The sequence below is a fragment of the Streptomyces sp. NPDC058052 genome (genome assembly GCF_042885515.1).
Lineage (GTDB): Bacteria > Actinomycetota > Actinomycetes > Streptomycetales > Streptomycetaceae > Streptomyces.
On the sequence record NZ_JBHVRX010000006.1, the window covers coordinates 1 to 22,659 of the forward strand.

General features: G+C 75.6%; 20 protein-coding genes and 1 pseudogene. 5 read left to right on the forward strand and 16 right to left on the reverse strand.

Going from position 1 to position 22,659, the window contains the following annotated elements; translation table 11 throughout:
* Positions 1 to 67: 67 nt before the first annotated feature.
* The 13 genes and pseudogenes from ACFVU3_RS10640 to ACFVU3_RS10700 form a co-directional block, all read right to left on the reverse strand.
* The gene (locus ACFVU3_RS10640; RefSeq protein WP_390065475.1) at positions 68 to 904 is read right to left on the reverse strand and encodes an SDR family oxidoreductase; all 837 of its coding nucleotides are present in this window, start codon (positions 902 to 904) and stop codon (positions 68 to 70) included.
* Complete coding sequence (locus ACFVU3_RS10645; protein WP_390065476.1) at positions 901 to 1,587, reverse strand: antibiotic biosynthesis monooxygenase family protein; 687 nt, start codon at positions 1,585 to 1,587, stop codon at positions 901 to 903. Before ACFVU3_RS10645 ends, ACFVU3_RS10640 begins: the two co-directional genes overlap by 4 nt.
* Complete coding sequence (locus ACFVU3_RS10650; RefSeq protein WP_390065478.1) at positions 1,577 to 2,176, reverse strand: NADPH-dependent FMN reductase; 600 nt, start codon at positions 2,174 to 2,176, stop codon at positions 1,577 to 1,579. Before ACFVU3_RS10650 ends, ACFVU3_RS10645 begins: the two co-directional genes overlap by 11 nt.
* On the reverse strand, positions 2,173 to 3,414 hold the full coding sequence (locus tag ACFVU3_RS10655; RefSeq protein WP_390065479.1) for an MFS transporter: 1,242 nt from the start codon (positions 3,412 to 3,414) through the stop codon (positions 2,173 to 2,175). Before ACFVU3_RS10655 ends, ACFVU3_RS10650 begins: the two co-directional genes overlap by 4 nt.
* A complete protein-coding gene (locus ACFVU3_RS10660) occupies positions 3,411 to 4,457 on the reverse strand; it encodes an LLM class flavin-dependent oxidoreductase (protein WP_390065480.1) in 1,047 nt (348 codons plus the stop codon). The genes ACFVU3_RS10655 and ACFVU3_RS10660 overlap by 4 nt, the downstream gene beginning before the upstream one ends.
* Positions 4,454 to 6,450, reverse strand: a pseudogene (locus tag ACFVU3_RS10665) (SDR family oxidoreductase). Before ACFVU3_RS10665 ends, ACFVU3_RS10660 begins: the two are co-directional and overlap by 4 nt.
* Positions 6,451 to 6,452: 2 nt before the next feature.
* Positions 6,453 to 7,391, reverse strand: coding sequence for an aromatase/cyclase (locus tag ACFVU3_RS10670; protein WP_390065482.1), 939 nt, complete (start codon positions 7,389 to 7,391; stop codon positions 6,453 to 6,455).
* A 36-nt stretch (positions 7,392 to 7,427) separates the two neighbouring features.
* Complete coding sequence (gene fabG, locus ACFVU3_RS10675) at positions 7,428 to 8,219, reverse strand: 3-oxoacyl-ACP reductase FabG (protein ID WP_390065483.1); 792 nt, start codon at positions 8,217 to 8,219, stop codon at positions 7,428 to 7,430.
* Positions 8,220 to 8,230: 11 nt separating this feature from the next.
* Positions 8,231 to 8,500, reverse strand: coding sequence for an acyl carrier protein (locus ACFVU3_RS10680; protein WP_390065485.1), 270 nt, complete (start codon positions 8,498 to 8,500; stop codon positions 8,231 to 8,233).
* 140 nt (positions 8,501 to 8,640) lie between these two features.
* Entirely contained in the window at positions 8,641 to 9,861 is a 1,221-nt protein-coding gene (locus ACFVU3_RS10685; RefSeq protein WP_390065487.1) for a ketosynthase chain-length factor, read from the reverse strand.
* Positions 9,858 to 11,138: a beta-ketoacyl-[acyl-carrier-protein] synthase family protein gene (locus ACFVU3_RS10690; RefSeq protein WP_390065489.1), complete on the reverse strand. Its 1,281-nt coding sequence runs from the start codon at positions 11,136 to 11,138 to the stop codon at positions 9,858 to 9,860. The genes ACFVU3_RS10685 and ACFVU3_RS10690 overlap by 4 nt, the downstream gene beginning before the upstream one ends.
* The gene (locus tag ACFVU3_RS10695) at positions 11,135 to 11,458 is read right to left on the reverse strand and encodes a TcmI family type II polyketide cyclase (protein WP_390065491.1); all 324 of its coding nucleotides are present in this window, start codon (positions 11,456 to 11,458) and stop codon (positions 11,135 to 11,137) included. Before ACFVU3_RS10695 ends, ACFVU3_RS10690 begins: the two co-directional genes overlap by 4 nt.
* Before the next feature lie 86 nt (positions 11,459 to 11,544).
* On the reverse strand, positions 11,545 to 13,014 hold the full coding sequence (locus ACFVU3_RS10700) for an FAD-dependent monooxygenase (protein WP_390065493.1): 1,470 nt from the start codon (positions 13,012 to 13,014) through the stop codon (positions 11,545 to 11,547).
* Between the two features lie 461 nt (positions 13,015 to 13,475).
* Between ACFVU3_RS10700 and ACFVU3_RS10705 the strand changes: the two genes are divergently transcribed.
* The 5 genes from ACFVU3_RS10705 to ACFVU3_RS10725 all read left to right on the forward strand — a co-directional run bounded on the left by ACFVU3_RS10705 (position 13,476) and on the right by ACFVU3_RS10725 (position 19,678).
* Positions 13,476 to 14,162, forward strand: a complete 687-nt coding sequence (locus ACFVU3_RS10705; RefSeq protein ID WP_390065495.1) for a response regulator transcription factor — start codon at positions 13,476 to 13,478, stop codon at positions 14,160 to 14,162.
* 168 nt (positions 14,163 to 14,330) lie between these two features.
* Positions 14,331 to 15,971 (forward strand): ABC transporter substrate-binding protein, encoded by a 1,641-nt coding sequence (locus ACFVU3_RS10710; protein WP_390065497.1) that lies wholly within the window; start codon positions 14,331 to 14,333, stop codon positions 15,969 to 15,971.
* A gap of 46 nt (positions 15,972 to 16,017) precedes the next feature.
* Complete coding sequence (locus ACFVU3_RS10715) at positions 16,018 to 16,974, forward strand: ABC transporter permease (RefSeq protein ID WP_390065498.1); 957 nt, start codon at positions 16,018 to 16,020, stop codon at positions 16,972 to 16,974.
* Positions 16,971 to 17,921: an ABC transporter permease gene (locus tag ACFVU3_RS10720; protein ID WP_390065500.1), complete on the forward strand. Its 951-nt coding sequence runs from the start codon at positions 16,971 to 16,973 to the stop codon at positions 17,919 to 17,921. Before ACFVU3_RS10715 ends, ACFVU3_RS10720 begins: the two co-directional genes overlap by 4 nt.
* Complete coding sequence (locus tag ACFVU3_RS10725; protein WP_390065501.1) at positions 17,918 to 19,678, forward strand: dipeptide ABC transporter ATP-binding protein; 1,761 nt, start codon at positions 17,918 to 17,920, stop codon at positions 19,676 to 19,678. Before ACFVU3_RS10720 ends, ACFVU3_RS10725 begins: the two co-directional genes overlap by 4 nt.
* Here ACFVU3_RS10725 and ACFVU3_RS10730 read toward each other — a convergent pair.
* Genes ACFVU3_RS10730 through ACFVU3_RS10740 form a run of 3 tightly spaced genes read right to left on the reverse strand, consistent with a single transcriptional unit; the run spans position 19,658 to position 22,526 of the window.
* Positions 19,658 to 20,335 (reverse strand): 4'-phosphopantetheinyl transferase family protein, encoded by a 678-nt coding sequence (locus ACFVU3_RS10730; protein ID WP_390065503.1) that lies wholly within the window; start codon positions 20,333 to 20,335, stop codon positions 19,658 to 19,660. The genes ACFVU3_RS10725 and ACFVU3_RS10730 overlap by 21 nt on opposite strands.
* Positions 20,332 to 21,639 (reverse strand): MFS transporter, encoded by a 1,308-nt coding sequence (locus ACFVU3_RS10735; protein WP_390065504.1) that lies wholly within the window; start codon positions 21,637 to 21,639, stop codon positions 20,332 to 20,334. The genes ACFVU3_RS10730 and ACFVU3_RS10735 overlap by 4 nt, the downstream gene beginning before the upstream one ends.
* Complete coding sequence (locus ACFVU3_RS10740; protein WP_390065505.1) at positions 21,636 to 22,526, reverse strand: alpha/beta fold hydrolase; 891 nt, start codon at positions 22,524 to 22,526, stop codon at positions 21,636 to 21,638. The genes ACFVU3_RS10735 and ACFVU3_RS10740 overlap by 4 nt, the downstream gene beginning before the upstream one ends.
* Positions 22,527 to 22,659 lie beyond the last annotated feature (133 nt).

Sequence of the window (22,659 nt, forward strand, 5' to 3'; positions counted from 1 at the left end):
GTCCCCCTCCCGCACGAGGGGGACCGCGCCGTCGCGGTACACGGGGCCGGCGCCACCGGCCCGGCCGTCAGCGGAACGCCGCCGCGTGCTCCCGGGCCCACTGCGCGAACGGCGCCGCGCCCCGGCCGAGCACCCGCTCCGCGTCCGGCAGCGGCGTCCCCGGAAGGCCGTCCCGCTCGCGCTGGAAGTCCAGCAGGAAGTCCGCGACCGGCTCCGGCAGCACCGTCGTCAGGACCGCCCGGTGCTCGGCGCGCGCGACCCGCTCCACCGGCACGCCGACCCCGGCCGCCGCCGCGATCAGCTCCGCCTGCTGCCGCGCCGACAGCGACTCGGGCCCGGTGATCCGCAGCACCTCCCCGCGATGGGCGTCGTCCAGCAGCGCCCGGACGCCCACCTCGGCGACGTCCTCCTCGTGGACGGGCTCGCTGTACGTCTCCGGATAGGCCACCCGCACGCCCCGGCCCGCACGGATCGGATCCGCCCACTGGAGCGCGTTGGAGGCAAGCGCCCCCGCCCGCAGGAACGTCCAGTCGAGCCCCGACGCCCGCAGCGCGTCCTCCGCGCCCCGGTGCAGCCGGGCGATCGGGCTGTGCTCCGCCCCGTCCTCGTCGATGGCCAGCGACGAGAAGAGCACGACGTGCTCGACACCCGCCGCCACCGCCTCCCGGGCGAACCGCTCGGCGGTGTCGGGACGCGCGTACAGGAACACCTTGCGTATCCCGTCGAGCGCCGGGGCGAAGGTCTCCGGCACCCCCAGATCGAGGTGGACCGGCGCCTCCCCGGACACCGGCCCGGCCGCCCCCGGGGCGCCGCTCGCGCCCCGCGCGTCCACCGCGGCGGCCCGCAGCCGGCGCAGCACGGAGGCTCCCACGCGGCCGCGGACTCCGGTCACCAGAAAGGTCATGAGGTGCTCCTGTCGCGACCGGTACGGGACCGGCCGAGGTCGATGGCGTGATGCAGGTGGTACCGCTTGAAGCCGATGGGGCGCACGCCGGGGGTCGCCCCGGTGGCCCGCAGCGTGGCCCTCCGGGTGGCGCCCGCCAGGAACGCCTCGTGGGCCTCGTCGCTCGTCCACCGCGCGTAGTTGAGGACGCGGCTGCCGTCCGTGCTGGTGTGGAAGTGGGCGCTCAGCATGCCTCGGTGCTGGTCGGCGGGGGCGCCGTCGAGCGCGCCGACGACGGACTCGATGATCCGGTCCTGCCGCTCGGCGCCGTCGACGTCGAAGGTCGCCACCACCGCGCACCCCGGCGGGCGGGCCGAGGACGCGAGGACGACACCCCGGCGCAGCCGGTACTCGACCGGCTCGGCGCGGGCGGCCCCGCGCAGCGACCGCACGAAGGGCCGGTAGGCGTCCGGGTCCCGCGCCTGCGCGTAGGCGAGGACCGTGTCGCCGTCCGTGCTGAGGTGGGCGTGGAAGGCCAGCAGACCGTCCGGCGGGTCCGCGGCGCGCCAGGCGTCCGCGACCTCGTCGAGCAGCCGTGTCCCCGCCGCACGGTCCGGCACGTACCACTGCGTCACGAAGACGGCGCGCGCGTCCGGCCGGCCGAGGTCGGGCCCCGCGGGCGCGACCGGCGTGTCACGCCCCATAGGGGTGCTCCCGCCGGGCCGTCCGCAGCGCCCGCCCCCACCACTCCAGCTGGTCGAGGAGGGTGACCGCCGCGGCGTCCGCCGCCTTGTCGTCGAGGACCCGCCCGTCGGCGTCCAGCCGCTCCCACGCCGTGTGGAAGCTGACCGTCTCCCGTACCGTCACGGCGTGCAGCTCGGCGAAGACCTGACGCAGCTGCTCCACGGCGCGCAGCCCGCCCGCCAGGCCCCCGTAGGAGACGAACCCGACGGGCTTGGCCGCCCATTCGGTGAGGAACCAGTCGAGGACGTTCTTCAGCGAGGCCGGGAAGCTGTGGTTGTACTCGGGGGTCACCACCACGAAGGCGTCCGCGCCGTCCAGCACGGAGCGCAGGTCGTCCCGGATGGCGGCGATCTCGGCGGGCGGCTCCTGGCCGGGCTCGGGCAGGTTCAGCGGCAGCGGCACCTCCCGCAGGTCGACGGTCTCGACGGCCAGGCCGGGCCGGGCCTGGGCCCGGGCGGCGAACCAGCCGGCGAGGGCGGGGCCGAGCCGCCCGTCGCGGACGCTGGCCGTGATGACGGCCACGGTGAGCGGGGGAGGGGAAGCGGTCATGGTCGGGCCTTTCGGGAGGAGGGGAGGAGCGAGGGCAGGGCCGCCGCCAGGCCGACGGCGGCGGCGACGGTCAGCAGGGCGGAGACGGGCCGTCCGCCCGGCCCGGCGGCGAGGAGCGCGCCGGTCGCCGGCAGCAGCACCACGGCGCCGAGCTGGACGGCGGACTGGTAGGCGCGGACGGCCGCCGGCCGGTCCTCGGCCGGACCGGCCGAGGCGGCCCGCATGTTGAGCGGGGCGAAGGACAGGACGAACCCCGCCCCGACGAGCAGGAGCACCGGGAGGACCCCGGTCGCGTACGGGGAGAGCTCCGGCCGCACCAGGAGCAGGGCGTACCCGGCGAGCGGCGCGGCGGCGCCGAGCGCGATCAGCCGCCCGGCGTCCCAGCGGGCCGTCAGCCGCCCGGCGAACGGCACCGTCACGGCGAGCGGCACGCACGCGGGAAGCAGCGCGAGCGCGTTGAGCCACGGCGACCAGCCCAGCCGTTCCTGGCCGTGCAGGGTGATCAGGAAGAGCACGCTGTGATACGTGCCGTTGAGCGTCGCCGCCCCCACCGCCGCGCGCAGCAGCCGTCCGTCGCGCAGCGGCCGCAGCACCGCCCCGGAGGGCCGGACCGGAGCCCCGGCACTCCGGTCGCGCGGCAGCACCCGCAGCGCGGGCACCAGCACCAGCAGCGCCAGCGGCGCCGGGAACGCCAGGGTCCAGCGCCAGTCGGCCGCCAGCAGCGCCCCCGACAGCAGCAGCCCCGCCGTGAACCCGGCCGCCCCGCACAGGGAGTAGACGGACACGGCGCGCTGCCGGCGGGGTCCCTCCGGGAAGGCGGTGGCGATGATGGCGAGCCCCGCCGGGGCCGTCAGCGCCGCGCACACGCCCTTGACCACCCGGGTGGCGACGAGCAGCGCGGGGTCGTCGAGCAGACCGCCGGCCACCGACGCCACGGCGAAGCCGAGCATGGCCGCCAGGTACACCCGCCGGGTGCCGAGCCGCGCCACGAGCCGGACGCCCGTGAGCAGGGCGACGGCGAACCCGAGGGCGAACCCGCTCATCAGCCACTGGACGGTCAGCGGCGACAGGCCCAGTTCCGCCCGGATCGCGGGCAGCGCCACCAGGACCACCGAGACCTCGACGGCGTCGAGGATCATGTTGGCGGAGAGCACCAGCAGGACCGCCCGGTGCCGCACGTCCCAGCCGTCCCGCGCCGGGGGAGCCCCGGTGGCCTTCGCCGTGGCGCCGCCGCTCACCGCGGTCCGGGACCGGCGGCGCCGGCGACGGGAGCGGCGGCGAGGAGCGGGGGCAGTTTCTCCGTGATCAGCCCGACGTTCTCCTCGACCAGGTCGTCGGGCATGCCGGCGATGCTCGCCCAGAAGATGAGGTGGCGCACCGGCAGCCCCGCCGTGAGTTCCTTGATCCGGGCGGCGGCGTCCTCGGGCGTGAGGATGTCGAGGAGGCCCCGGGTGTCCGTGGCGTCCGGGTCGCGCAGGTCCTCCAGCGTCAGCGGCGGCGGTCCGTCGAGCCCCGTCCCCTGGAGGGCGCCCTGCCGGTACGAGTTGACCTGGTGCAGCAGGTGCGGTCCGACCCGCGCCCAGGCGGCCTCCGGGTCGCTGGACAGGATGATCGGCAGCAGGTCGGAGACCCGGGCCGTCTCCGGCGGGTGCCCGCCCTCCGCCAGCCCCTTCACGTAGTGCTCGTGGACGGTGGGGTTGATGTGCAGCAGGCCGAGGCCGAGCCGGCCGGCGATGCGGGCACCGCGCGGTCCGTAGAAGCCGCCCCAGACCGGCGGCGGGTCCTGGATCGGGGCCGGGGTGATCTCCCGCTCCCGCCACAGCCGCAGGATCTCGGCGATGTTCCGCTCGGTGTGCTGGAAGCGGCGCCCGAACTCGGCTCCGTACAGGGCGTATTCGGGCCGCCGGTAGCCGGCCCCGAGGCCCAGTTCGAGTCGGCCGCCGCTGATCAGGTCGACCAGGGCCGCCTGTTCGGCGAGGTCCACCGGGTGGTGGAGCGCCGGGAGGACGACCGAGGTGCCGATCCTGGCCCGGCGGGTGCGGGCCGCGACCGCGGCGGCGAAGGTCAGCGGCTGCGGGAGGTAGCCGTCCTCGAAGAGGTGGTGCTCGGTGAACCAGAGGCCGCCGATTCCACGCCGGTCGGCCTCCTCGCACAACTCCAGGGTCTGCGCGTAGTGCCCGGCCCGGGGGCGGTGCCACGCGTCGGGATTGCGCAGGTCGAAGAGGAGTCCGACGTCCACGGTGGTCTGTTCCTCCGGTGCGGGCGGGGTCGGCGGCGTCATCCGAGGAGCGTCCCGCCGCTGGCGTCGACGAAGGACCCGGTGATCCAGCGGGCCTCGTCGGTGGCGAGGAAGGTGACGACGTCGGCGACGTCGCCGGCCGCGCCGACCCGGCCGAAGGCGGAGAGCGCCGCCATCTCCTCGACCGCCTCCGGGATGCCGAAGACGGCGCTGCCGTTGTCGGTGATGCCGGGCGCGACGGTGTTGATGGTGATGCCCCGCGGGGCGAGCTGCCGGGCCAGGTGCAGGGTCAGCTGCTCGATGGCGCCCTTCGTCATCGCGTAGGCGACCTGGTCGGGGTTGGCGACCCGGGTGAGGCCCGACGAGATGTTGATGACGCGCCCGCCCTCGGGGATCTGCGGCAGGGCCCGCTGGAGGAGGAAGTACGGGGCGCGGGCGTTGACGGCGAAGAAGCGGTCGAACTGCTCCGGGGTGACGTCCTCGAAGGCGACGCCGCTCTGGCTGGTCTCGCCGGCGTTGTTGACGACGATGTCCAGCGTGGTGGCGCCGGTCCGTTCCTTCAGCCCCTCCTCCAGGCCGAGGAAGAGCGCGTGCACGTCGCCCGGGACGCCGAGCTCGGCCCGGACGGTGAAACCGCGCCCGCCGTCCTTCTCGATGAGCCGCAGGGTCTCCTCGGCCGCGGCCTCGTTCCCCGCGTAGTGCACGGCGACCAGCGCGCCCTCGCGGGCCAGGCGGACGGCGATGGCGCGGCCGATGCCGCGGCTGGAGCCGGTGACGAGCGCGGTCCTGCCGGTGAGCCGGGTCATGCGGCAACTCCTTCGTCCGTGCGGTGGTCCGGTCGGGTGGCGGCGTCGGGAGCGTGATCGACGCCGCTGATGATGCGGGCGAGGTAGCCGGCGGCCGAGTCGAGGTCGAGAAGCTCGGCCATGACGGTCCGCAGCCCCTCCACCTCCGGCCCGCCGAGCAGGAGCCGGGACTGGGCCCGGATGCCGGTGAGGGTGCGGGCGCCGACGCGGTGGCGGAGCCGCTCGTACTCCTCCAGGCCCGCCCCGGCGGTCCGGCCGGCGATGTGGCCGGCGAGCCGGTGCCCGAGGGCCGCGGCGTCCTGGAGCCCGAGGTTGAGGGCCTGCCCGCCGACGGGCATCTGCACATGGGCCGCGTCGCCCGCGAGGACCACCCGGCCCTTGACGTACCGGGCGGCCTGGCGGCTGGTGTCGTCGAAGGCGTCGAGCCACAGCGGGGTGCCGTGCCCGATGGACTCGCCGGTGACCTTCGCCCAGGCGGCGGCGACCTCGTCGAAGGACGGCGGCCCGGTCCGGGGGACGGGCGCGGCGCCATGGACGTGCACCATGATCCGGGTCGTGCCGTCGGGCCACCGGTGGGCGGTCGCCAGGCCGTTCGGCCGGCGCTCGAAGCGCCGGTTGGGCACCCCGATGCCCGCCACGTCCGCACGGAACATCTCCAGCGTCGGATCGTCGCCGGGGAAGTCGAAGCCGGCCAGCTGGCGCACGGTGCTGCGCTCGCCGTCGCAGCCGACGACGTACGAGGCGGCGAACCGCCGCGGCCCGGAGCCGAGCGCGATGCCGCTCACGACGACCCGGTCCGGGTACTGGCGCAGCCCGGTGACCGCGTGCCCGCGCCGCACCTGGGCGCCGAGCCCCGTCGCCCAGGCGCCCAGGGCCGCTTCGAGGCGTGGCTGCGGGCACTTGAACTGGCCGGCGTACGGATGGCCGGGGGCGGCGGCCCGCAGGTCGAGCGGCAGGCCCCCGAAGTGGCCGGGGCCGCCCGGCGGCAGCGGGCCGAGCCGGGCGAGCAGCCCCCGCTCGGCGAGGAGTTCCATGGTGCGGGTGTGCAGGGTGGAGGCGCGGGACTCGGTGACCGGCGCGGCGAGCTGTTCGAGGACCGTGACGCGGACACCGGCCCGGCGCAGGTCCCCGGCGAGCAGCAGGCCCACCGGGCCGGCGCCGACCACGATGACGTCGGTCCGCTCCGGCGCGCCGGCGTACGGGGGAGCGGGGCGGGGGAGGGCGGCCATGGTCAGCGCCGCTCTTCCGCGTACCGCTTGGCGAGACCCAGGGTGGCGCGGCTGTTCCCGCCGAGCGCCTCCCGGATGAAGGCGCGGGCCTCGGGCACGCCGGCGTCGGGACCGAGGACCCCGGTGATGGCGTCGGCGTTGAGGATCACGGTGTGCTGGGAGGTGGCGGTGGTGACGCCGCCGGCGTCCTCGGTGAGCTGCCAGTACCCGGTGTGCAGGGCCAGCAGGGGCGGCAGCGTGGTCTGCTTGTAGGCGATCCTGTGGTGGGGGAAGGCGACCCGGACCGACTCCGTGGTGTGGGTGGAGCCGTCCTTGGTGCGGGTGTCCATGCGCAGGGTCTGGAGGCCGGGCGTGGACTCGGTGAAGTCGACCGAGGCGACGTGGGGGAGCCGTTCGGTCCACCGGTCGGCCTCGTTGAGGAAGTCGAAGACGTCCTCGGCGGCGCCGTCGACCCGGACGCTGTCCTCGAAGGAGAGGGTCAGCTCGTCCGCGTGCGAGGCCCGCTCCAGGTTCTCCTTGAGGGCGGGCAGTTCCGCCCTGCTGTTGCGGTCGACGGCCTGGTCGATCCAGGTCAGGGAGTCGGGGTCGTCGTCGATGGCGCGGTAGCTGTGCAGGAGCCGCACCCGGGTCTCGTCCTCGGAGGCCGCCTCCAGGATCCAGGTCCCGGTCATCTCGGCGATCGGCGGCGAGGAGACCTCCTGCCAGAAGCGGATGCGCAGCCCCTCGGGGTCGAGGACCCGGCGGGAGGTCCAGTTCTTGGCCTCGCCGTTGGCGGTGGCCCAGATGCGGATGCGCTCCTCGTCGCCGGTCCGCTCCAGGCGGTCGACGTAGACGGACGGCGGGAACAGGCGCGGCCAGTTCTCCACCTCGGCCAGCAGCCGGTACACCTCCGCGGCCGCGGCCCGCACGGTGATCTCGTGTTCGACCTCGCGAACGGTCATGGTGAACTCCCGTGAGTCAAAGGGTGGTCGGGTGGATCAGAAGTTGCCGAGGCCGCCGCAGACGTTGAGGGCCTGCGCGGTGATGGAGGCGGCGGTGTCCGAGGCGAGGTAGCCGACCAGGCCGGCCACCTCCTCGGGGGTGGAGTAGCGGCCGAGCGGGATCTTGGCCCGGAACTTCTCGAGGATCGCGTCCTCGCTGGTGTCGTAGGCGGCGGCGTACCCCTGGCGGACCCGCTGGGCCATCGGGGTCTCGACGTAGCCGGGGCAGACGGCGTTGACGGTGATGCCGGTGGGCGCGAGCTCGTTGCCGAGCGCCTTGGTGAAGCCGACGACGCCGTGCTTGGAGGCGGAGTAGGGCGCGCCGAGGACGACGCCCTGCTTGCCGGCGGTGGAGGCGATGTTGATGATGCGGCCGCGGTCCTTGGCGCGCAGCCCGCCGGCGTTCAGTACCTCCCGGGTGACCCGGAAGACGCTGGTCAGGTTGGTGTCGATGACGTCGTCCCACAGCTCGTCGGCGAGGTCGGCGGTGACGCCGCCGCCGCTGCGCCCGGCGTTGTTGACGAGGACGTCGACCGGCCCGAAGCGCTCGACCGCGGCGTGCACGAACTCCCGCACGTCGTCGGCGGAACGCACGTCGAGGACGGCGCCGTCGACGTCGAGGCCCTCGGCGCGCAGCTCCTTCACGGTGGCCGTCACGTTCCCGGCGCCGCGCGCCCCGATGAAGACGCGGTGGCCCTGGGCGGCGAGCAGCCGGGCGACGGCGAGGCCGATGCCGCTGGTGGCACCGGTGACCAGGGCGACGCGCGGGGCGGGGCTCTGCTGGGTCATCTCGTGCTCCCTCAGGCGGCGCGGGCGGCGGACAGGTGGGCGTTGACCGCGTCGACGAGCGCGCCCGGGGTACGGGCCTCGGCGAGCGTGTCGTCGTCGAGGGTGATGCCCCACTCGCGCTCGATGCGGCCGGCGGTCTCCAGGAGGGCCAGGGACTCGTAGCCGAGGGCGTCGAACTCGGTGTCGCGGATGTCGCCGTCGAGGTCGACGCCCTCGTCGGCGCCGGCCGCCTCGCGCAGCACACGGCGCAGATCGTCGAGGGTGAAGGAGGTCGTGGACATGGGGGTGCCTTTCGTCGGACGTGCGGGGAAGGGGCGGTCGGGACGGGGTGGTGACGGCGGGACGGTCGGGGCACGCATCGCGGGGGCGGGACGGGGGGGGACGGGGGTGGCGGGGTGGCGCGGACGGAGGGTCCGGACGCTCAGTCGCCCACCGCGCGGACCACGAGCGCGGAGTTGAAGCCGCCTTGGCCGCGGGCGAGCACGAGGGCGGTCCGCAGCCGGGCCTCCCGGGGCGCGCCGGTGACCAGGTCGAGGTCGTGGGAGGGGTCGGGCCGGGTGGCGACCGTCGGCGGGATCACGCCGTCGCGGATCGCGAGCAGCGCGGCGGCCAGGTCGAGCGGCGCCGCACCGGAGTAGAGCCGGCCCGTCATCGTCTTCGGCGCGGTGACCGGGACGCCGCGCGGCCCGAACACCTCGGCCAGCGTCCGCGCCTCGATCCGGTCCAGCTCCGGGACGGCGGCCGCGTCCGCGAAGACGACGTCGACGTCGCCCGGCGCGGCCCCGGCGTCGGCCAGGGCCAGCTCGACCGCGCGCCGCAGCCCCGGGGGCCGGCCGCTGTCCGGCCGGGGGTCCATCGTCGCCGCGTGCCCGGCGATCTCCCCGTACACCCGGGGTGCGCCCCGCCGCCGGGCGTGCTCGGCGTCCTCGACGACCAGCAGCGCGCCGCCCTCGCCCGGCACGTGCCCCGACGCCTCCTCGTCGAACGGCACATAGGCACGCTCCGGGTCGTCGCGCGTGGTCAGCCGCCCGCCGGCCTGCTGGGCGACCCAGCCCCAGGAGCAGATGGAGGCGTCGACCGCGCCGGAGACCACCAGCGAGGTGCCCTTGCGGACCTGCCGGCGGGCCTGCGCCACCGCGTCCAGGCCGCCGGCCTGGTCGCTGACGACGACGCTGCTCGGGCCGCGCAGTTTGTTGCGGATGGAGATCTGGCCGCTGTTCACGGCGTAGAACCAGGCGAAGGACTGGTACGCGGAGACGTACTGCCCGCCCCGGCTCCACAGCGCCTTGAGCTCGTTCTGGCCGAACTCGAAGCCGCCCGAATGGCTCGCGGTGATCACACCGGCGGCGTAGTCCGGCAGCTCGTCGGGCGTCACCCCGGCGTCGGCGAGCGCCCAGTCGGCGCTCACCAGGGCCAGCCGGGTCATCCGGTCGGTCTGCGGCAGCAGCCGGCTCGGCAGGTGCTCGCCGGCCTCGAACCCGCCGATCTCGCCGGCGAGCCGTGAGGGATAGGAGGAGGCGTCGAAGCGGGTGACCTCGCGGATGGCGCCGCGCCCGGCGAGCGTGTTGGACCAGTACTCCTCCAGGCCCAGGCCGTTGGGCGCGGCGACGCCGAGGCCGGTCACCACGGCGCGGGCGCTCATCGCACGCTCCGGTCGGGACGGGCGAGCACGACGGCACTCTGGAAGCCGCCGAAGCCGCTGCCGACCGAGAGGACGGCGTCCACGAGCTGGTCGCGGGCGGTGAGCGGCACGTAGTCCAGGTCGCACTCGGGGTCGGGGGTGTGCAGGTTCGCCGTCGGCGGGACGACGTGGTGCTCCATGGCGAGCGCCGAGGCGGCGATCTCGATGGAGCCGATGGCGCCGAGCGAGTGCCCGACCATCGACTTGATGGAGCTGACCGGGGTCCGGTACGCGTGCTCCCCGAGGCTCGCCTTGAAGGCGGCGGTCTCGTGCCGGTCGTTCTGCTTGGTGCCGGAGCCGTGCGCGTTGATGTAGTCGACGGCGTCGGCGTCGAGCCGGGCCTCGTCGAGGGCGACCCGGATCGCCTCCGCCATCTCCCGTCCGTCGGGGCGCAGGCCCGTCATGTGGAAGGCGTTGGAGCGGGTGGCGTAGCCGGCGATCTCCGCGTAGACGTGGGCGCCGCGCGCCCGGGCCCGGTCGAGGCGTTCCAGGACGAAGACGGCGCAGCCCTCGCCCAGGACGAAGCCGTTGCGGCTGGCGTCGAAGGGGCGCGAGGCGTGCGCGGGGTCGTCGTTGCGGGCCGTGGTGGCCTTGATGGCGTCGAAGCAGGCGACGGTGATGGGGGAGATGGGGGCGTCGGTCGCGCCGGCGACCATGACGTCGGCGAGGCCGTCGCGGATGACTTCGGCCGCGTAGCCGACGGCGTCCAGGCCGGAGGTGCAGCCGGTGGAGATCACCGTGCTGGGGCCCTCGGCGCCGACCGCCCAGGCGACCTCGGTGGCGAAGGAGCTGGGGACCAGGAAGTTGTACAGGTGCGGCACCGCGTAGGTGTCGTCCACGACGTCGAGCCGGCCGCCGTCGCTGACCGTGCGGTACTCCTGGTCGAGGCCGGTGGTCGCGCCGACCGCGCTGCCGATGGTGACGCCGGTGCGGGACGGGTCGAGGGCGCCGAGGTCGAGGCCGCTGTCCTCCACGGCCTCCCGGGCGGTGACGATCGCGAACTGCGCGGCCCGGTCCGTGCGCCGGATCTCGTGCGGGGTCAGCCCGGCCAGCTCGGCGTCGAAGTCGACCTCGGCGGCGATCTGGGAGCGGAACGGCGACGGGTCGAAGAAGGAGATCCGGCGGGTGGCGGTCCGGCCGTCGGTGAGCAGCTGCCAGAAGTTCTTGGTGCCGAGGGCGCCGGGCGCCGTCACCCCGATGCCGGTGATGACGACCCTGCGGTCGTCGGGGCGGCTCACCGGGCGCTCCAGTGGTAGAAGCGGCGGGCCATGGCGTCGGCGGGGGAGCGCCAGGTGGCGGGGTCGTACGCCTCGATGTGCGGTTTCAGGTCGTCGCTGATCCCGACGAACCGCGGGTCGCTCTTGGCGCCCTCGATGCGGGCGCCGCCGTCGGCGTCGTCGAAGTCCTGGAGGTGGAAGTACAGGCCGCGGTAGGCGAAGAGCTGACGCCTGCGGGTGCCCATCAGATGGGGCATCTCCGTCGCGTCGAACGCGCCGAAGAGCCGGGCGACTTCGTCGTCCGAGCCGGTGAGCCGGGCGACGATCAGGGTGCTGTGCATCGATACCTCTCTCGGGAGCCGGTGCGGTGGGGCGGTGCGCGGGCCGGGCCGGGGCGGTCGGGGTCGGGCCGGGCCGGTCGGGGGTGTCACGGGCGGGAGCCGGCCGGCGGCCCGAACCAGCGGTCCAGGGCCGTCGGCAGGTCGTCGTGGCTGCCGGGCGCCGCCCACGCCACGTAGCCGTCGGGGCGCAGGAGCACGGCGGCGCTGCCGTGCGGGGCGGGGGCCGCGGGCGCGGCGGTCACCACGTCGACGCGGTCGCTCCAGGGGGCGGCCCGGCGGCGCAGCCACGGATTGTCGTCGAGGTCGAGCAGGACGCCCCGGCCCCGGTGCAGCAGCTCGGCGCTGCCGGTGGTGCGGCCGGCGACGGTCAGCGGCAGGGCGGGCAGCCGGGCGCCGAGCAGCGGATGGGTGCCGCCGCCGACGTCGTAGCGGATCTCCACGCCGCTCACCTTGGCGGCGAGATGGCGGGCGACCTCCTCGTACGCGACGAGCTCGCCCAGCACCTCGCGCAGCGGGCCCACCTCGGCGCCGCCGAGGATCAGCAGGCTCTGGGCCTGGGTGTTGGCGAGCAGCCGCCGGCCCACCGCGTGCCGCTCGGAGTGGTACGTGTCGAGGAGCGCGGCGGGTGCCCGCCCGTGGAGCACGGCGGCCAGCTTCCAGCCCAGGTTCACCGCGTCCTGGATGCCGGTGTTCATGCCCTGGCCGCCGGCCGGCAGGTGGATGTGGGCCGCGTCCCCGGTCAGGAGCACCCGGCCGCGCCGGTACTCGGTGACCAGCCGGGCCGCGTCGGTGAAGGCGCTGACCCAGACCGGGTCCGCGTGCGCGATGTCGTGGCCGGTGAGGCGCTTGTAGGTGTCGGCGACCTCCTCGAAGCGGGGCGGGGCGGTACGGCGCCGGGGCGGCGCGCCGCGCTCCCCGACGATGAGGCGGTGCACGCCGTCGCCCAGCGGCGCGGACATCACCATGCCGCCGGGGACCAGTTCTCCGATGCCCCGGGGCGGCACCTCCACCCCGCGGACGTCGGCGAGCAGCAGTTCCGTGGTCGCCTCCGTCCCGGGGAAGTCGAAGCCGGCGGCCTTGCGGACCGCGCTGCGGCCGCCGTCGGCGCCGACCAGGTACCGGGCCGCCACGGTCAGCGGCCCGTCCGGGCCCTCGGCCCGCACCCGGACGCCGTCGGCGTCCTCCTCGAAGCCGAGGAAGGTGTGACCGCGCCGGACGTCCGCGCCCAGCTCGCGGGCCCAGGACTCCAGCACGCGCTCGGTGAGCGACTGCGGCACCGCCTTGGCCGCCTGGTGCGCGCCGTCCAGGACGCCGAAGTCCAGGGGGATGCCGCCGAAGTGGCCCTGCGGGCTCGTCACCGGGTCGCCGAAGCGGGGCAGCAGCCCGCGCTGGTCGAACGTCTCCATCGTGCGGATCGTCAGCCCGAGCCCGCGGGACTCCCCGGTGGGTCCGGCCAGCCGCTCCAGCACGACGACGCCGGCACCGGCCAGCCGCAGCTCCCCGGCGAGCGCCAGACCGGCCGGTCCCGCTCCCACGACGACGACGGACGCGTCCATCCGGATCTCCTCTCACGACTCCCGTGCGACCGGTGAAGGAATTCCCGGCCCCTGCCGGCGGTGCGCCGCCTTTTACGGGCGGCCCGCCGAACGGCCATGAATATCGTCGGCCCGGCCGTCCGGAGTTTTCAACCCGTGATTCTCAGGACCGGCAAAAGGACGTGTGAGGCGAGAGTCAACGCGAGGGGCCGCGCAAAGAAATCGACAAGCGAATGTCAGAGGAACTGCAAATCTCCCGGACCGGCCTCCGGAACCCGCAGGCTGTGACCCCGGTCACTGCCGGAAGGTCACGGTGTGCCTAGCCTCTTGACCTGTGTCCGAGCTGGACAGGGAGCGCCACCGACGCCGCTCCCCGCCGTCTTTACAGGCTTGTGAATTGTCCGAGCCCGGGGTTGTGACGACTCGCCAGGCACTGCCAGGCTGCAAAGTCGTACGGCCGCGGCATGGAACCGGGGGAATTGATGCATGCACTGGTGGTCGATTCCGACCAGGCCGAAAGCTCATTCATCAGCGACGAGCTGAAACGCCATGGATTCGACGCAATGAAATGCGTGACAGGGGCCGAGGCCCTCGACATGCACGAAGAATTCGATCTGCTTCTCCTCGATCTGCGGTTACCCGACATCGACGGTCTGGAGGTGTGCCGGGCGGTGCGCGCCACGAGCGACATCCCGCTCATCGCCTTCGCCTCCGCCGACCGGGGACTCGACCGGGTCCTCTGCCTCCAGGCCGGCGCCGACGACTGCCTCGCCAAGCCCTACGGACCCCGCGAACTCATCGCCCGCATCGAGGCGGTGCTCCGCCGGACCCGCCCGGCACAGGCGTCGTCCCGCCGCACGCCGGCCGTGCTGGCCCGCGGCTCGCTCTGCATCGATCCCGCGACCCGGGAGGTGCGGCTCAACGGGCGGCTCGTCAAGCTCACCCGCAAGGAGTTCGACCTGCTGCACCGCCTCGCCGCCGAACCGCACACCGTCCACTCCCGCGCCCGGCTCATGGCCGACCTGTGGGGCTACCGCGGCGGCTACGCGCCCGACGCCCGCGCCAGCCGCACCATCGACACCCATGTCAGCGCCATCCGGGCCAAGTTGGGGGCTCCGGACTGGATCGTCACCGTGCGTGGCGTCGGGTTCCGCTTCGGCCGCACCTGAGAACGCGCCCCTGCACCCGCACACCCGCCATCCCCCTCGCACCCCCACGTAACACCACCCCCCCCACGTACCCCCCCCACGCACCACCCCCCCCCACGTACCACCACCCCCCTCGGTCCCCGGGGCCTCGCGCCCTCATCCCGAACGCACGACAGGAGCCACCCCGCCATGCCCGCCACCCGCACGCAGACCCCTCCCCGCGCTCCCGCGGAGCGCAGACGCCCCGCCGCCCTCGCCACCGCCCTCCTCCTCGCGCTGCCGTTCGCGCTCACCGCCTGCACCGCCGCCGGCTCCGGCGGCGACGCCGCCGCGCCCCGCTCCGGAGGCCGCCTCACCTTCGCCCTCTCCTCCGACCCCACCTGCGTCGACCCGCACCAGGCCGCCACCAACGACGCCATGTACGTGACCCGCGGCCTCGTGGACTCGCTCACCGACCAGGACCCGAAGACCGGCCGGATCGTCCCCTGGATCGCGAGCTCCTGGGAGGTCGGCAAGGACGCCTCCCGCTTCACCTTCCGGCTGCGCACCGACGCCACCTTCGGCGACGGGACGCCCCTCGACGCGAAGGCCGTCAAGGCCAACTTCGACGCCGTCCACGCCCTCGGCGCCCGCTCGATCCTCGGCTCCGGATTCCTCCAGGGCTACCGGCAGACCCGTGTGGTCGACGCGCACACCGTCGAGGTGGCCTTCGACGGGCCCAACGCCCAGTTCCTCCAGGCCACGTCCACCCCCAGCCTGGGCCTGCTCAGCCCCGCGTCGCTGCGCCGCACCCCCGAGGAGCGCTGCACCGGCCCCCTGGTGGGCTCGGGCCCCTTCACCCTCAAGACCTACACCCCCGACACCTCCGTCGAACTGGAGCGGCGCGGCGACTACGCCTGGGGATCCTCCCTGTGGAAGAGCCCGGGCGCGGCCCGCCTCGACGGCATCACCTTCCGGATCGTCCCCGAGTCCGGCGTCCGCTCCGGCAGCCTCACCTCCGGCCAGGTCGACGCGGTCGCCGGCGTCGCACCCCAGGACGAGGCCCTCCTCAAGGGGCAGAAGGTCTCCGTCGTCGGCCGGGCCAACCCCGGCGTGCCCGTGGCGCTCAGCGCCAACACCGCGAGCCCCGTCGCCAAGGACCCCGCCGTCCGCCGCGCCCTCCAGGCCGCCGTCGACCGCGACGAGGTCGTCGACACCGTCCTCAGCCCCAGCTACCGGCCCGCCACCAGCTCCCTCGCCGCGACGACCGACGGCTACCGCGACCACCGCGCCCTCCTCGCCCACGACGTCGCCCGCGCGAAGTCCCTCCTGGAGGAGGCGGGCTGGCGCGCCGGGGACGACGGCATCCGCGTCAAGGACGGGCGCCGGCTGGAGCTGAAGGTCATCCTCGGCACCAACTTCGGCCCCAACCAGTCCGCGCTCGAACTGATCCAGCAGCAGGTCAAGAAGGCCGGCATCCAGCTCACCCTGAGCGTCCTGTCCATCGCCGACTACCAGAAGGCCCGGGGCGCCGGCGACTACGACCTCGCCTGGGGCAACGGCACCCGCACCGACCCCGACATCCTGCGCACCGCGTTCTCCTCCAAGCTGCTCAACCTCTCCCGCATCAGCGACACCACCCTCCAGCGGGATCTCGACGCCCAGGCCGCCGCGACCGACCCCGCCCGCCGCGCCGCCCACGTCGCCGCCGCGCAGCGCCGCATCCTCGAACAGGGCTACCAGATCCCGGTGTTCGAGATGACCAGCGTCATCGCGCTCTCCCGGGACGTGCACGACCTGACCTTCGACTCGTCCTCCCGCCTCCAGTTCCACGACACGTGGCTGTCGTGACGGCCCGGACCGGGCCCGTACGGCCCACGGAGACGGAGGCACTCCGGTGAAGCGCCGCCTCCCGCGCGTCCTGGCCCAGGCGCTGTTCGTGCTCTGGGCCGCGTACACGGTCTCCTTCGTCGTGCTGTACCTGCTGCCCGGCGACCCGGTGACCATCATGGCCGCGGGCGGCGGCGACGCCGGCTCGGTCACCCCGGAGCAGATCGCCGAACTGCGCGTCCGCTACGGGCTCGACCGGCCGGTGCCCGAGCAGTACGCGACCGCGCTCTGGAACGCCCTACGCGGAGACCTCGGCACCTCGGTGCACGGCGGCCGGCCGGTGACGGAGCTCATCGCCGAGGCCCTGCCCGCCACCCTCCAGCTCGCGGGCGCCACGCTCCTCCTGGCCCTGCCGCTGGGCGGCGCCATCGCCCTGCTCGGCACCTACACCCGGCGGCGCTGGCTCCGGCAGCTCCTGCTGTCCCTGCCCGCCGCCGGGGTGTCGGCGCCCACCTTCTGGGTCGGACTGCTGCTCGTCCAGCTGGTCTCGTTCCGCTGGGGGCTGCTGCCCGCCTTCGGCAACGAGGGCTGGAACTCGCTCGTGCTGCCCTCGGCGACCCTGGCCCTGCCCGCTTCCGGCCTCGTCGCCCAGGTCTTCGCCAAGAGCCTGCGGACCGCGCTGGCGGAGCCGTACATCGACACGGCGCGGGCCAAGGGCGCCGGCCGCGTCCGGGTGCACTTCCGGCACGCCGCCCGCAACGCCCTCGCCCCGCCGCTCACCGTCGCCGGCGTCCTCACCGGCGGGGTGCTGGCCGGGTCCGTCGTGGTGGAGACCGTCTTCGCCCGCACCGGCGTCGGCCGGCTCACGGCGACCGCGGTCACCACCCAGGACATCCCCGTCGTCCAGGGGCTCGTGGTCCTCGGAGCCGTCGTGTACGTCACGGCCAACCTCGTCGTCGACCTCGTCCACCCGCTGATCGACCCCCGCATCGCGGCGACGGACCGCCCGGCGGTGACCGCGTGACCGACCTCACCACCGACCGCACGACCGGCCCCGCCGGCACCGGAACCCCCGACGACGCCGCCGCGCGGCCCGCCGCCCCGCACGGCGCACCGGGCCAACCGCCGCCCGCCCCCCGCTCGCGCGCCCGCCGCGCGGTGGCCTTCTGGCTCGCCAGACCGGGGCTGCTGCTCTCCGCGGCGCTGATCGCCGTCGTCCTGCTCGCCGCGCTCTTCCCCACGCTCCTCACCGGCCGCGACCCCCTCGCCGGGGTCCCCGGCGAACGGCTCCTGCCCCCGGGCGCCGACCACCCCTTCGGCACCGACCAGCTCGGCCGCGACCTCTACGCCCGCGTCGTGCACGGCAGCGCCCTCACCCTGCGCGCCACCGGCCTCGCGGTCGCCGTCGGACTCGTCGCCGGCTCGCTCGTCGGCCTGCTCGCCGGCTACCTCGGCGGGCGGGCCGACGCCGCCCTCATGCGCCTCACCGACGTCCTGCTCGCCGTGCCCGGACTGCTGCTCTCCCTCGCCCTGGTGACCGCCCTCGGCTTCGGCACGGTCGAGGTCGCCGTCGCGGTCGGCGTCACCAGCGTCGCCATGTTCGCCCGGATCATGCGCACCGAGGTCCAGCGGGTCGCGCGCACCCCGTACGTCGAGGCCGCCCGGGCGAGCGGCGTCCGCTGGTACGCGGTGCTGCTCCGCCACGTGCTGCCGAACGCGGCCGCGCCCGTCCTCGTGTACGCGGCCGTCGACTTCGGGGCCGTGGTCCTCCAGGTGTCCTCCCTGTCCTTCCTCGGCTACGGGGCCCGCCCGCCGCAGCCCGAGTGGGGCTCCCTCGTCGCCTCCGGGCGCGACTACCTCGCCGCAGGCTGGTGGCTGACCACCCTGCCCGGCCTCACCCTCGCGGCCACCGTCCTGGCCGCCAACCGCATCGCCCGCGCCCTCGACGGCGAGGCGAGGGAGACCCCATGACCAGCACCCCGCCCCCGGCCGCCGGCCCCGCCACGCCTCAGGCCCCCGCCACGGTCCTCGGCCCGGAACCCGCCACGGCCCTCGGCCCGGAGTCCGCCGCCGTCACCGAACCGGACGCGGGACCCGACGTCCTCCTCGCCGTCCGGAACCTCACCATCACCTACGGCGCCCGCGCCGCCCCCGTGCCCGCCGTCCGGGGCGTGGACCTCACCGTCAGGGCCGGGGACGTCCTCGCCCTCGTCGGCGAGTCCGGCTCCGGCAAGAGCACCACGGCCCACGCCGTCCTCGGTCTCCTCCCGCCCGGCGCCCGCGTCGACAGCGGCACGATCCGGTACGAGGGCACCGACCTGGCCGGCGCCGACGAGGCCGTCCTGCGCGCCCACCGCGGCCGCGCCATCGGCCTCGTCCCGCAGGATCCGGCCGTCTCCCTCAACCCCGTGCAGCGTGTCGGGAGCCAGGTCGCCGAGGTCCTCCTCCTGCACGGCCTCGCCCCCGACCGGCGCACCGCCCTCGACCGGGCGGCCGAACTCCTCGGCGAAGCCGGCCTCGACCGGCCGCGGGAACGGGCCCGCCAGTACCCCCACGAACTCTCCGGCGGCATGCGGCAGCGCGTCCTCATCGCCATCGCCCTCGCCGCCCGCCCCCGCCTCCTCGTCGCCGACGAACCCACCAGCGCCCTCGACGTCACCGTCCAGCGCACCATCCTCGACCACCTCGACACCCTCACCCGCACCTCGGGGACCGCGGTCCTGCTGATCACCCACGACCTCGGCGTGGCCGCCGACCGGGCCCGGCGCATCGCCGTCATGGCCCGGGGCCGGATCGTCGAGACCGGCCCCACCCATGAGGTCCTCACCGCGCCCCGGCACCCCTACACCCGGTCCCTGCTGGCCGCCGCCCCGGCGTTCGCCCCCGCCCGCCGCACCCTCCCGGCCGCCGTCCGGAGCGCCGGCCGGCCCGACCTGCTCACCGCCGAGAACCTCGTCAAGGAGTACCCGCGCCGCCGCTCCGGCCCCGGCGGACCGCCGGCGCCCGCCGTCGACGGCGTCAGCCTGCGCATCGCGCGCGGCGAGACCCTGGCCCTGGTGGGCGAGTCCGGCTCCGGCAAGTCCACGACGGCCCGGCTGCTGCTGCGGCTCACCACCCCGACGGCCGGCCGGATCACCTTCGACGGCCAGGACGTCACCCGGCTCCGGGGCCCGGCCCTGCGCGCCCTGCGCCGCCGCCTCCAGATCGTCTACCAGAACCCGTACACCTCCCTCGACCCGCGGCTCCCCGTCGCCGAGATCGTCGCGGAGCCCCTCCGCGCGTTCCGCGTCGCCGGCCGCGCCGAGCGGGCCCGGCGGGCCGCCGAACTGATCGACCGCGTCCACCTGCCCGCGGCCGTGGCCCGCCGGCGCCCCTCCGAACTCTCCGGCGGCCAGCGGCAGCGGGTCGCCGTCGCCCGCGCCCTGGCCCTCCGCCCCGACCTCGTGGTGTGCGACGAACCCGTCTCCGCCCTCGACGTGTCGGCCCAGGCCCGGGTCCTCGACGTCCTCGCCGAGCTCCAGCGGGAGGACGGGCTGAGCTATCTGTTCATCACCCACGACCTCGCCGTCGTCCGGCAGATCGCCCACCGGGTGGCCGTGATGCGTCACGGCCGGATCGTGGAGACGGGCCCCGTGGAGACGGTCTTCACCGCGCCCCGGGACCCCTGGACCCGCGAACTGCTCGACGCGATCCCCGGCCGGAACCCCTCACCCCGCGCCGGCGGCTGACCCGACCGGACGCACCGACCACGCCGCCCCGCCGGGCACGGCCACCGCCGCCGCGTACCCGGCCGGGGCGGGCACGTCGTGCACGTCCCACCCGGACGGCCGCGCCGCCGGATCCGCGTCGCCCAGACAGTCGGCGCGCGGCGGCCGGCCCAGTCCCGTCCCCAGGCCCTTGAGGTACGCCTCCTTCCGCGCCCACAGGCGGGTGAACGCCTCCGCCCGCCGGGCCGGGGCCAGCCCCTCCAGCTCCGCCCGCTCCCTCGGGTGCAGCCGCGGCAGGCAGGCCGCCACCGTGCCCGGCGGGCACATCCGCTGCACGTCGACCCCCACGACCGCCCCCGGGGCGACGGCGACGGCGACCAGCCCGTGGCTGTGCGACAGCGAGAAACCGGGCGCCGCCACGCCCCGCACCACGGGCCGCCCGTTCCGGCCCTCCCGGCCGAAGCGCAGAGCGGCCGGATCGACCCCCGTGTACCGGGACAGCACCCGCCGCAGCGCCACGTGGGCCCACACGTACCGCCCCCGGCCGCCCGCCGTCGCGAACTCCCCGGCCCGGCGCCGCTCGGCCGCGTCGAGGAGCCCGTACGCCTCCGGAGGAACGCCCTCCGGCACGGTCAGCAGCCACACCTCCACGGTCCCTGCGGGGCCCCGCCCCGTCACGGCCGCGTCCGCTCTCCGGACGGCTCCCGCTCCCGCGTCACCGGGCCGTCCGGCACGGTCCCGTGTCCGTCCTCCTCGGCGTCGCCGTCTCCCGGGCCGTCCCCGCCGCGACGCCCGACCGCGAGGGCCGCGACCCCCGCCGCCAGCGACACCAGGCCCCCGACCAGGAACCCCCACCGCACCCCCCAGCGCTCCGCGAGCACGCCCACGAGCAGCGCGCCCAGGGGCGTCGAGCCCTGGAGGATCAGCGTGTACAGGGCCAGGACCCGGCCGCGCAGCTCGGGCGGAACCCCCAACTGGACCCGGTGGTTGGCGGCCTGCACGAAGAAGATCGACGCCCCGCCGGTGAGGAACAGCAGCACCAGGGACGGCCCGTACGACGCCACCAGTCCCACGCACGCCTCCAGCACTCCGAACGCGACGGCCGCGCCGGCGACCAGCCGGGCCGACGGCCGCCCCCGCCGCACGGTCGTCAGCAGCGCCGCCACCAGCGACCCCGCCGCGAACACCGCCGTCACCACACCGAAGGTCCCGGCACCGGCGTGATGCACCCGGGCGGCCAGCAGCGGCAGCGTCAGCTGGAAGTTCAGTCCGAACAGACTCACGACCGCCACCAGCACCAGCGGCACCACCAGGTCGAACCGGCCCGCCGCCTTCAGCCCGTCCACCACGCGCACCCGGCCCGGGCGCGGCCGCGGCCGCCCGGCACCGCCCCGCATCAGCCGCAGGGCGACGACGGTGGCCGCGTAGCTCGCCGCGTTCAGCAGCATCACCCAGCCGACGCCGGCCGCCGAGATCAGCAGCCCCGACAGGGCGGGGCCGACGACCCGGGCGACGTTGAAGTACGCGGCGCTGAGCGCCGAGGCGTTGGGCAGCAGCTCCGACCCCACGAGCTCCCCGACGAACGCCATCCGCGCCGGCACCTCGACCGAGTTCACCATCCCCAGGGCGCAGGCGAACGCGTACACGTGCCACAGCTGGACCGCGCCCGCCAGGACCAGGAGCGCGAGCACCAGGGCCAGCGCGCACGACAGCACGTTCGCGGCCGTGAGCAGCGCCCGCTTGTCGTACCGGTCCGCGAGCCGCCCGCCGTACAGCGTGAACAGCAGCAGGGGAGCGAACTGCAGCGCTGTCACCGTGCCCAGCGCGGTCGCCGACCCGCCGGTGAGACCGAGCACGAGCCAGTCCTGCGCGACGACCATCATCCACGTGCCGGCCACCGACACGATCTGCCCGAGGACGAACAGCCGGAAGTCCCGCACCCGCAGGGCGCGGAACACCCCGCCGCCTCCGGCACCGCTCACGGCGCGGACCCCGCCGGCGCGCCGGACGCCGCCAGGCACTCCTCCAGGAAGGCGAAGACCCGCAGGTGGTACGTGCGGGCCGCCCACCCCAGGCTCACGTTGTGCCCGGCCGCCGGCAGCCGGTCCACCACCACCCGCGGCGCGCGGGCCAGTCGGCCCGTCAGATCGGCCACGTCGTCCGGTCCGTGCCGCCACCACGCCTCGTACTCGGCGAACGTGAACCGCACGGGGACCCGCACCCGTTCCAGGACGTCCGCGCCGCCGCCGGCCCAGCCGCCCACCGACTCCACCTCCCGCCGCGGCATCGGCGCCACGACGGACCGGCTCGCCCGGAACGTGCCGGGCGGGTAGAGACCGAACGTCGGACCCCAGTCGAGCCGCCGGGCGGCGAACCCGGGGCCCCGCGCGGCCCGTCCGGCCGGTACGGCGAGCCGGTGCCCGACCCCCGACACGTCCACGCCCACCAGTCCCCGGGGCGGCCGGTCCGCCGCCAGGGCGAGCGCGACCTTGCCGCCGAAGGAGTGCCCGAGCAGCAGCACGGCGCCCCCGGCGAACCCGTCCAGCGCCTCGGCGACGGCCCCGGCCTGCCCGGCCACGTCCCGCCCGTCCGGCTCCAGCCCGGCGTACGGCCCGTACCCCGGCCGGTCCAGCGCGAGGACCGCGTAGCCGAGCCGCGCGCCGAGCGCGAGGAGGGACACGTCCGGATGGGCCTGCCCGTCGAAGTACCCGGCGCTCATCCCGCCGCCGTGCAGCGCCACCACGAGCGCGCGCGGGGCACCGGTTCCGGGCTCCGGCTCGGCCAGCAGCCCCGTCACCGGCGCACCCCGGCCTGTCCCGAGCGTCACCCGACGCACCCCGGGCGACACCCGCGACGTCACGACGGTCATCCGCCCTCCCCTCCCCGCCCACTGCCTGCCGAAGAACCGAACCCCTCCAGCATCGGCAGGCGCCGCCCACCGCCTCAAGACGCCCCGGTCCAGGACTCGGTGAGCTTCCCGCCGCTTCCCGCAGGAACGTCCG

Bases quoted from the DNA above. Each gene is read 5' to 3' on its own strand.
- ACFVU3_RS10640 (WP_390065475.1), bottom strand. From the start codon at position 904: ATGACCTTTCTGGTGACCGGAGTCCGCGGCCGCGTGGGAGCCTCCGTG.
- ACFVU3_RS10645 (WP_390065476.1), bottom strand. From the start codon at position 1,587: ATGGGGCGTGACACGCCGGTCGCGCCCGCGGGGCCCGACCTCGGCCGG.
- ACFVU3_RS10650 (WP_390065478.1), bottom strand. From the start codon at position 2,176: ATGACCGCTTCCCCTCCCCCGCTCACCGTGGCCGTCATCACGGCCAGC.
- ACFVU3_RS10660 (WP_390065480.1), bottom strand. From the start codon at position 4,457: ATGACGCCGCCGACCCCGCCCGCACCGGAGGAACAGACCACCGTGGAC.
- ACFVU3_RS10670 (WP_390065482.1), bottom strand. From the start codon at position 7,391: ATGACCGTTCGCGAGGTCGAACACGAGATCACCGTGCGGGCCGCGGCC.
- fabG (WP_390065483.1), bottom strand. From the start codon at position 8,219: ATGACCCAGCAGAGCCCCGCCCCGCGCGTCGCCCTGGTCACCGGTGCC.
- ACFVU3_RS10680 (WP_390065485.1), bottom strand. From the start codon at position 8,500: ATGTCCACGACCTCCTTCACCCTCGACGATCTGCGCCGTGTGCTGCGC.
- ACFVU3_RS10685 (WP_390065487.1), bottom strand. From the start codon at position 9,861: ATGAGCGCCCGCGCCGTGGTGACCGGCCTCGGCGTCGCCGCGCCCAAC.
- ACFVU3_RS10695 (WP_390065491.1), bottom strand. From the start codon at position 11,458: ATGCACAGCACCCTGATCGTCGCCCGGCTCACCGGCTCGGACGACGAA.
- ACFVU3_RS10700 (WP_390065493.1), bottom strand. From the start codon at position 13,014: ATGGACGCGTCCGTCGTCGTCGTGGGAGCGGGACCGGCCGGTCTGGCG.
- ACFVU3_RS10705 (WP_390065495.1), top strand. From the start codon at position 13,476: ATGCATGCACTGGTGGTCGATTCCGACCAGGCCGAAAGCTCATTCATC.
- ACFVU3_RS10710 (WP_390065497.1), top strand. From the start codon at position 14,331: ATGCCCGCCACCCGCACGCAGACCCCTCCCCGCGCTCCCGCGGAGCGC.
- ACFVU3_RS10725 (WP_390065501.1), top strand. From the start codon at position 17,918: ATGACCAGCACCCCGCCCCCGGCCGCCGGCCCCGCCACGCCTCAGGCC.
- ACFVU3_RS10740 (WP_390065505.1), bottom strand. From the start codon at position 22,526: ATGACCGTCGTGACGTCGCGGGTGTCGCCCGGGGTGCGTCGGGTGACG.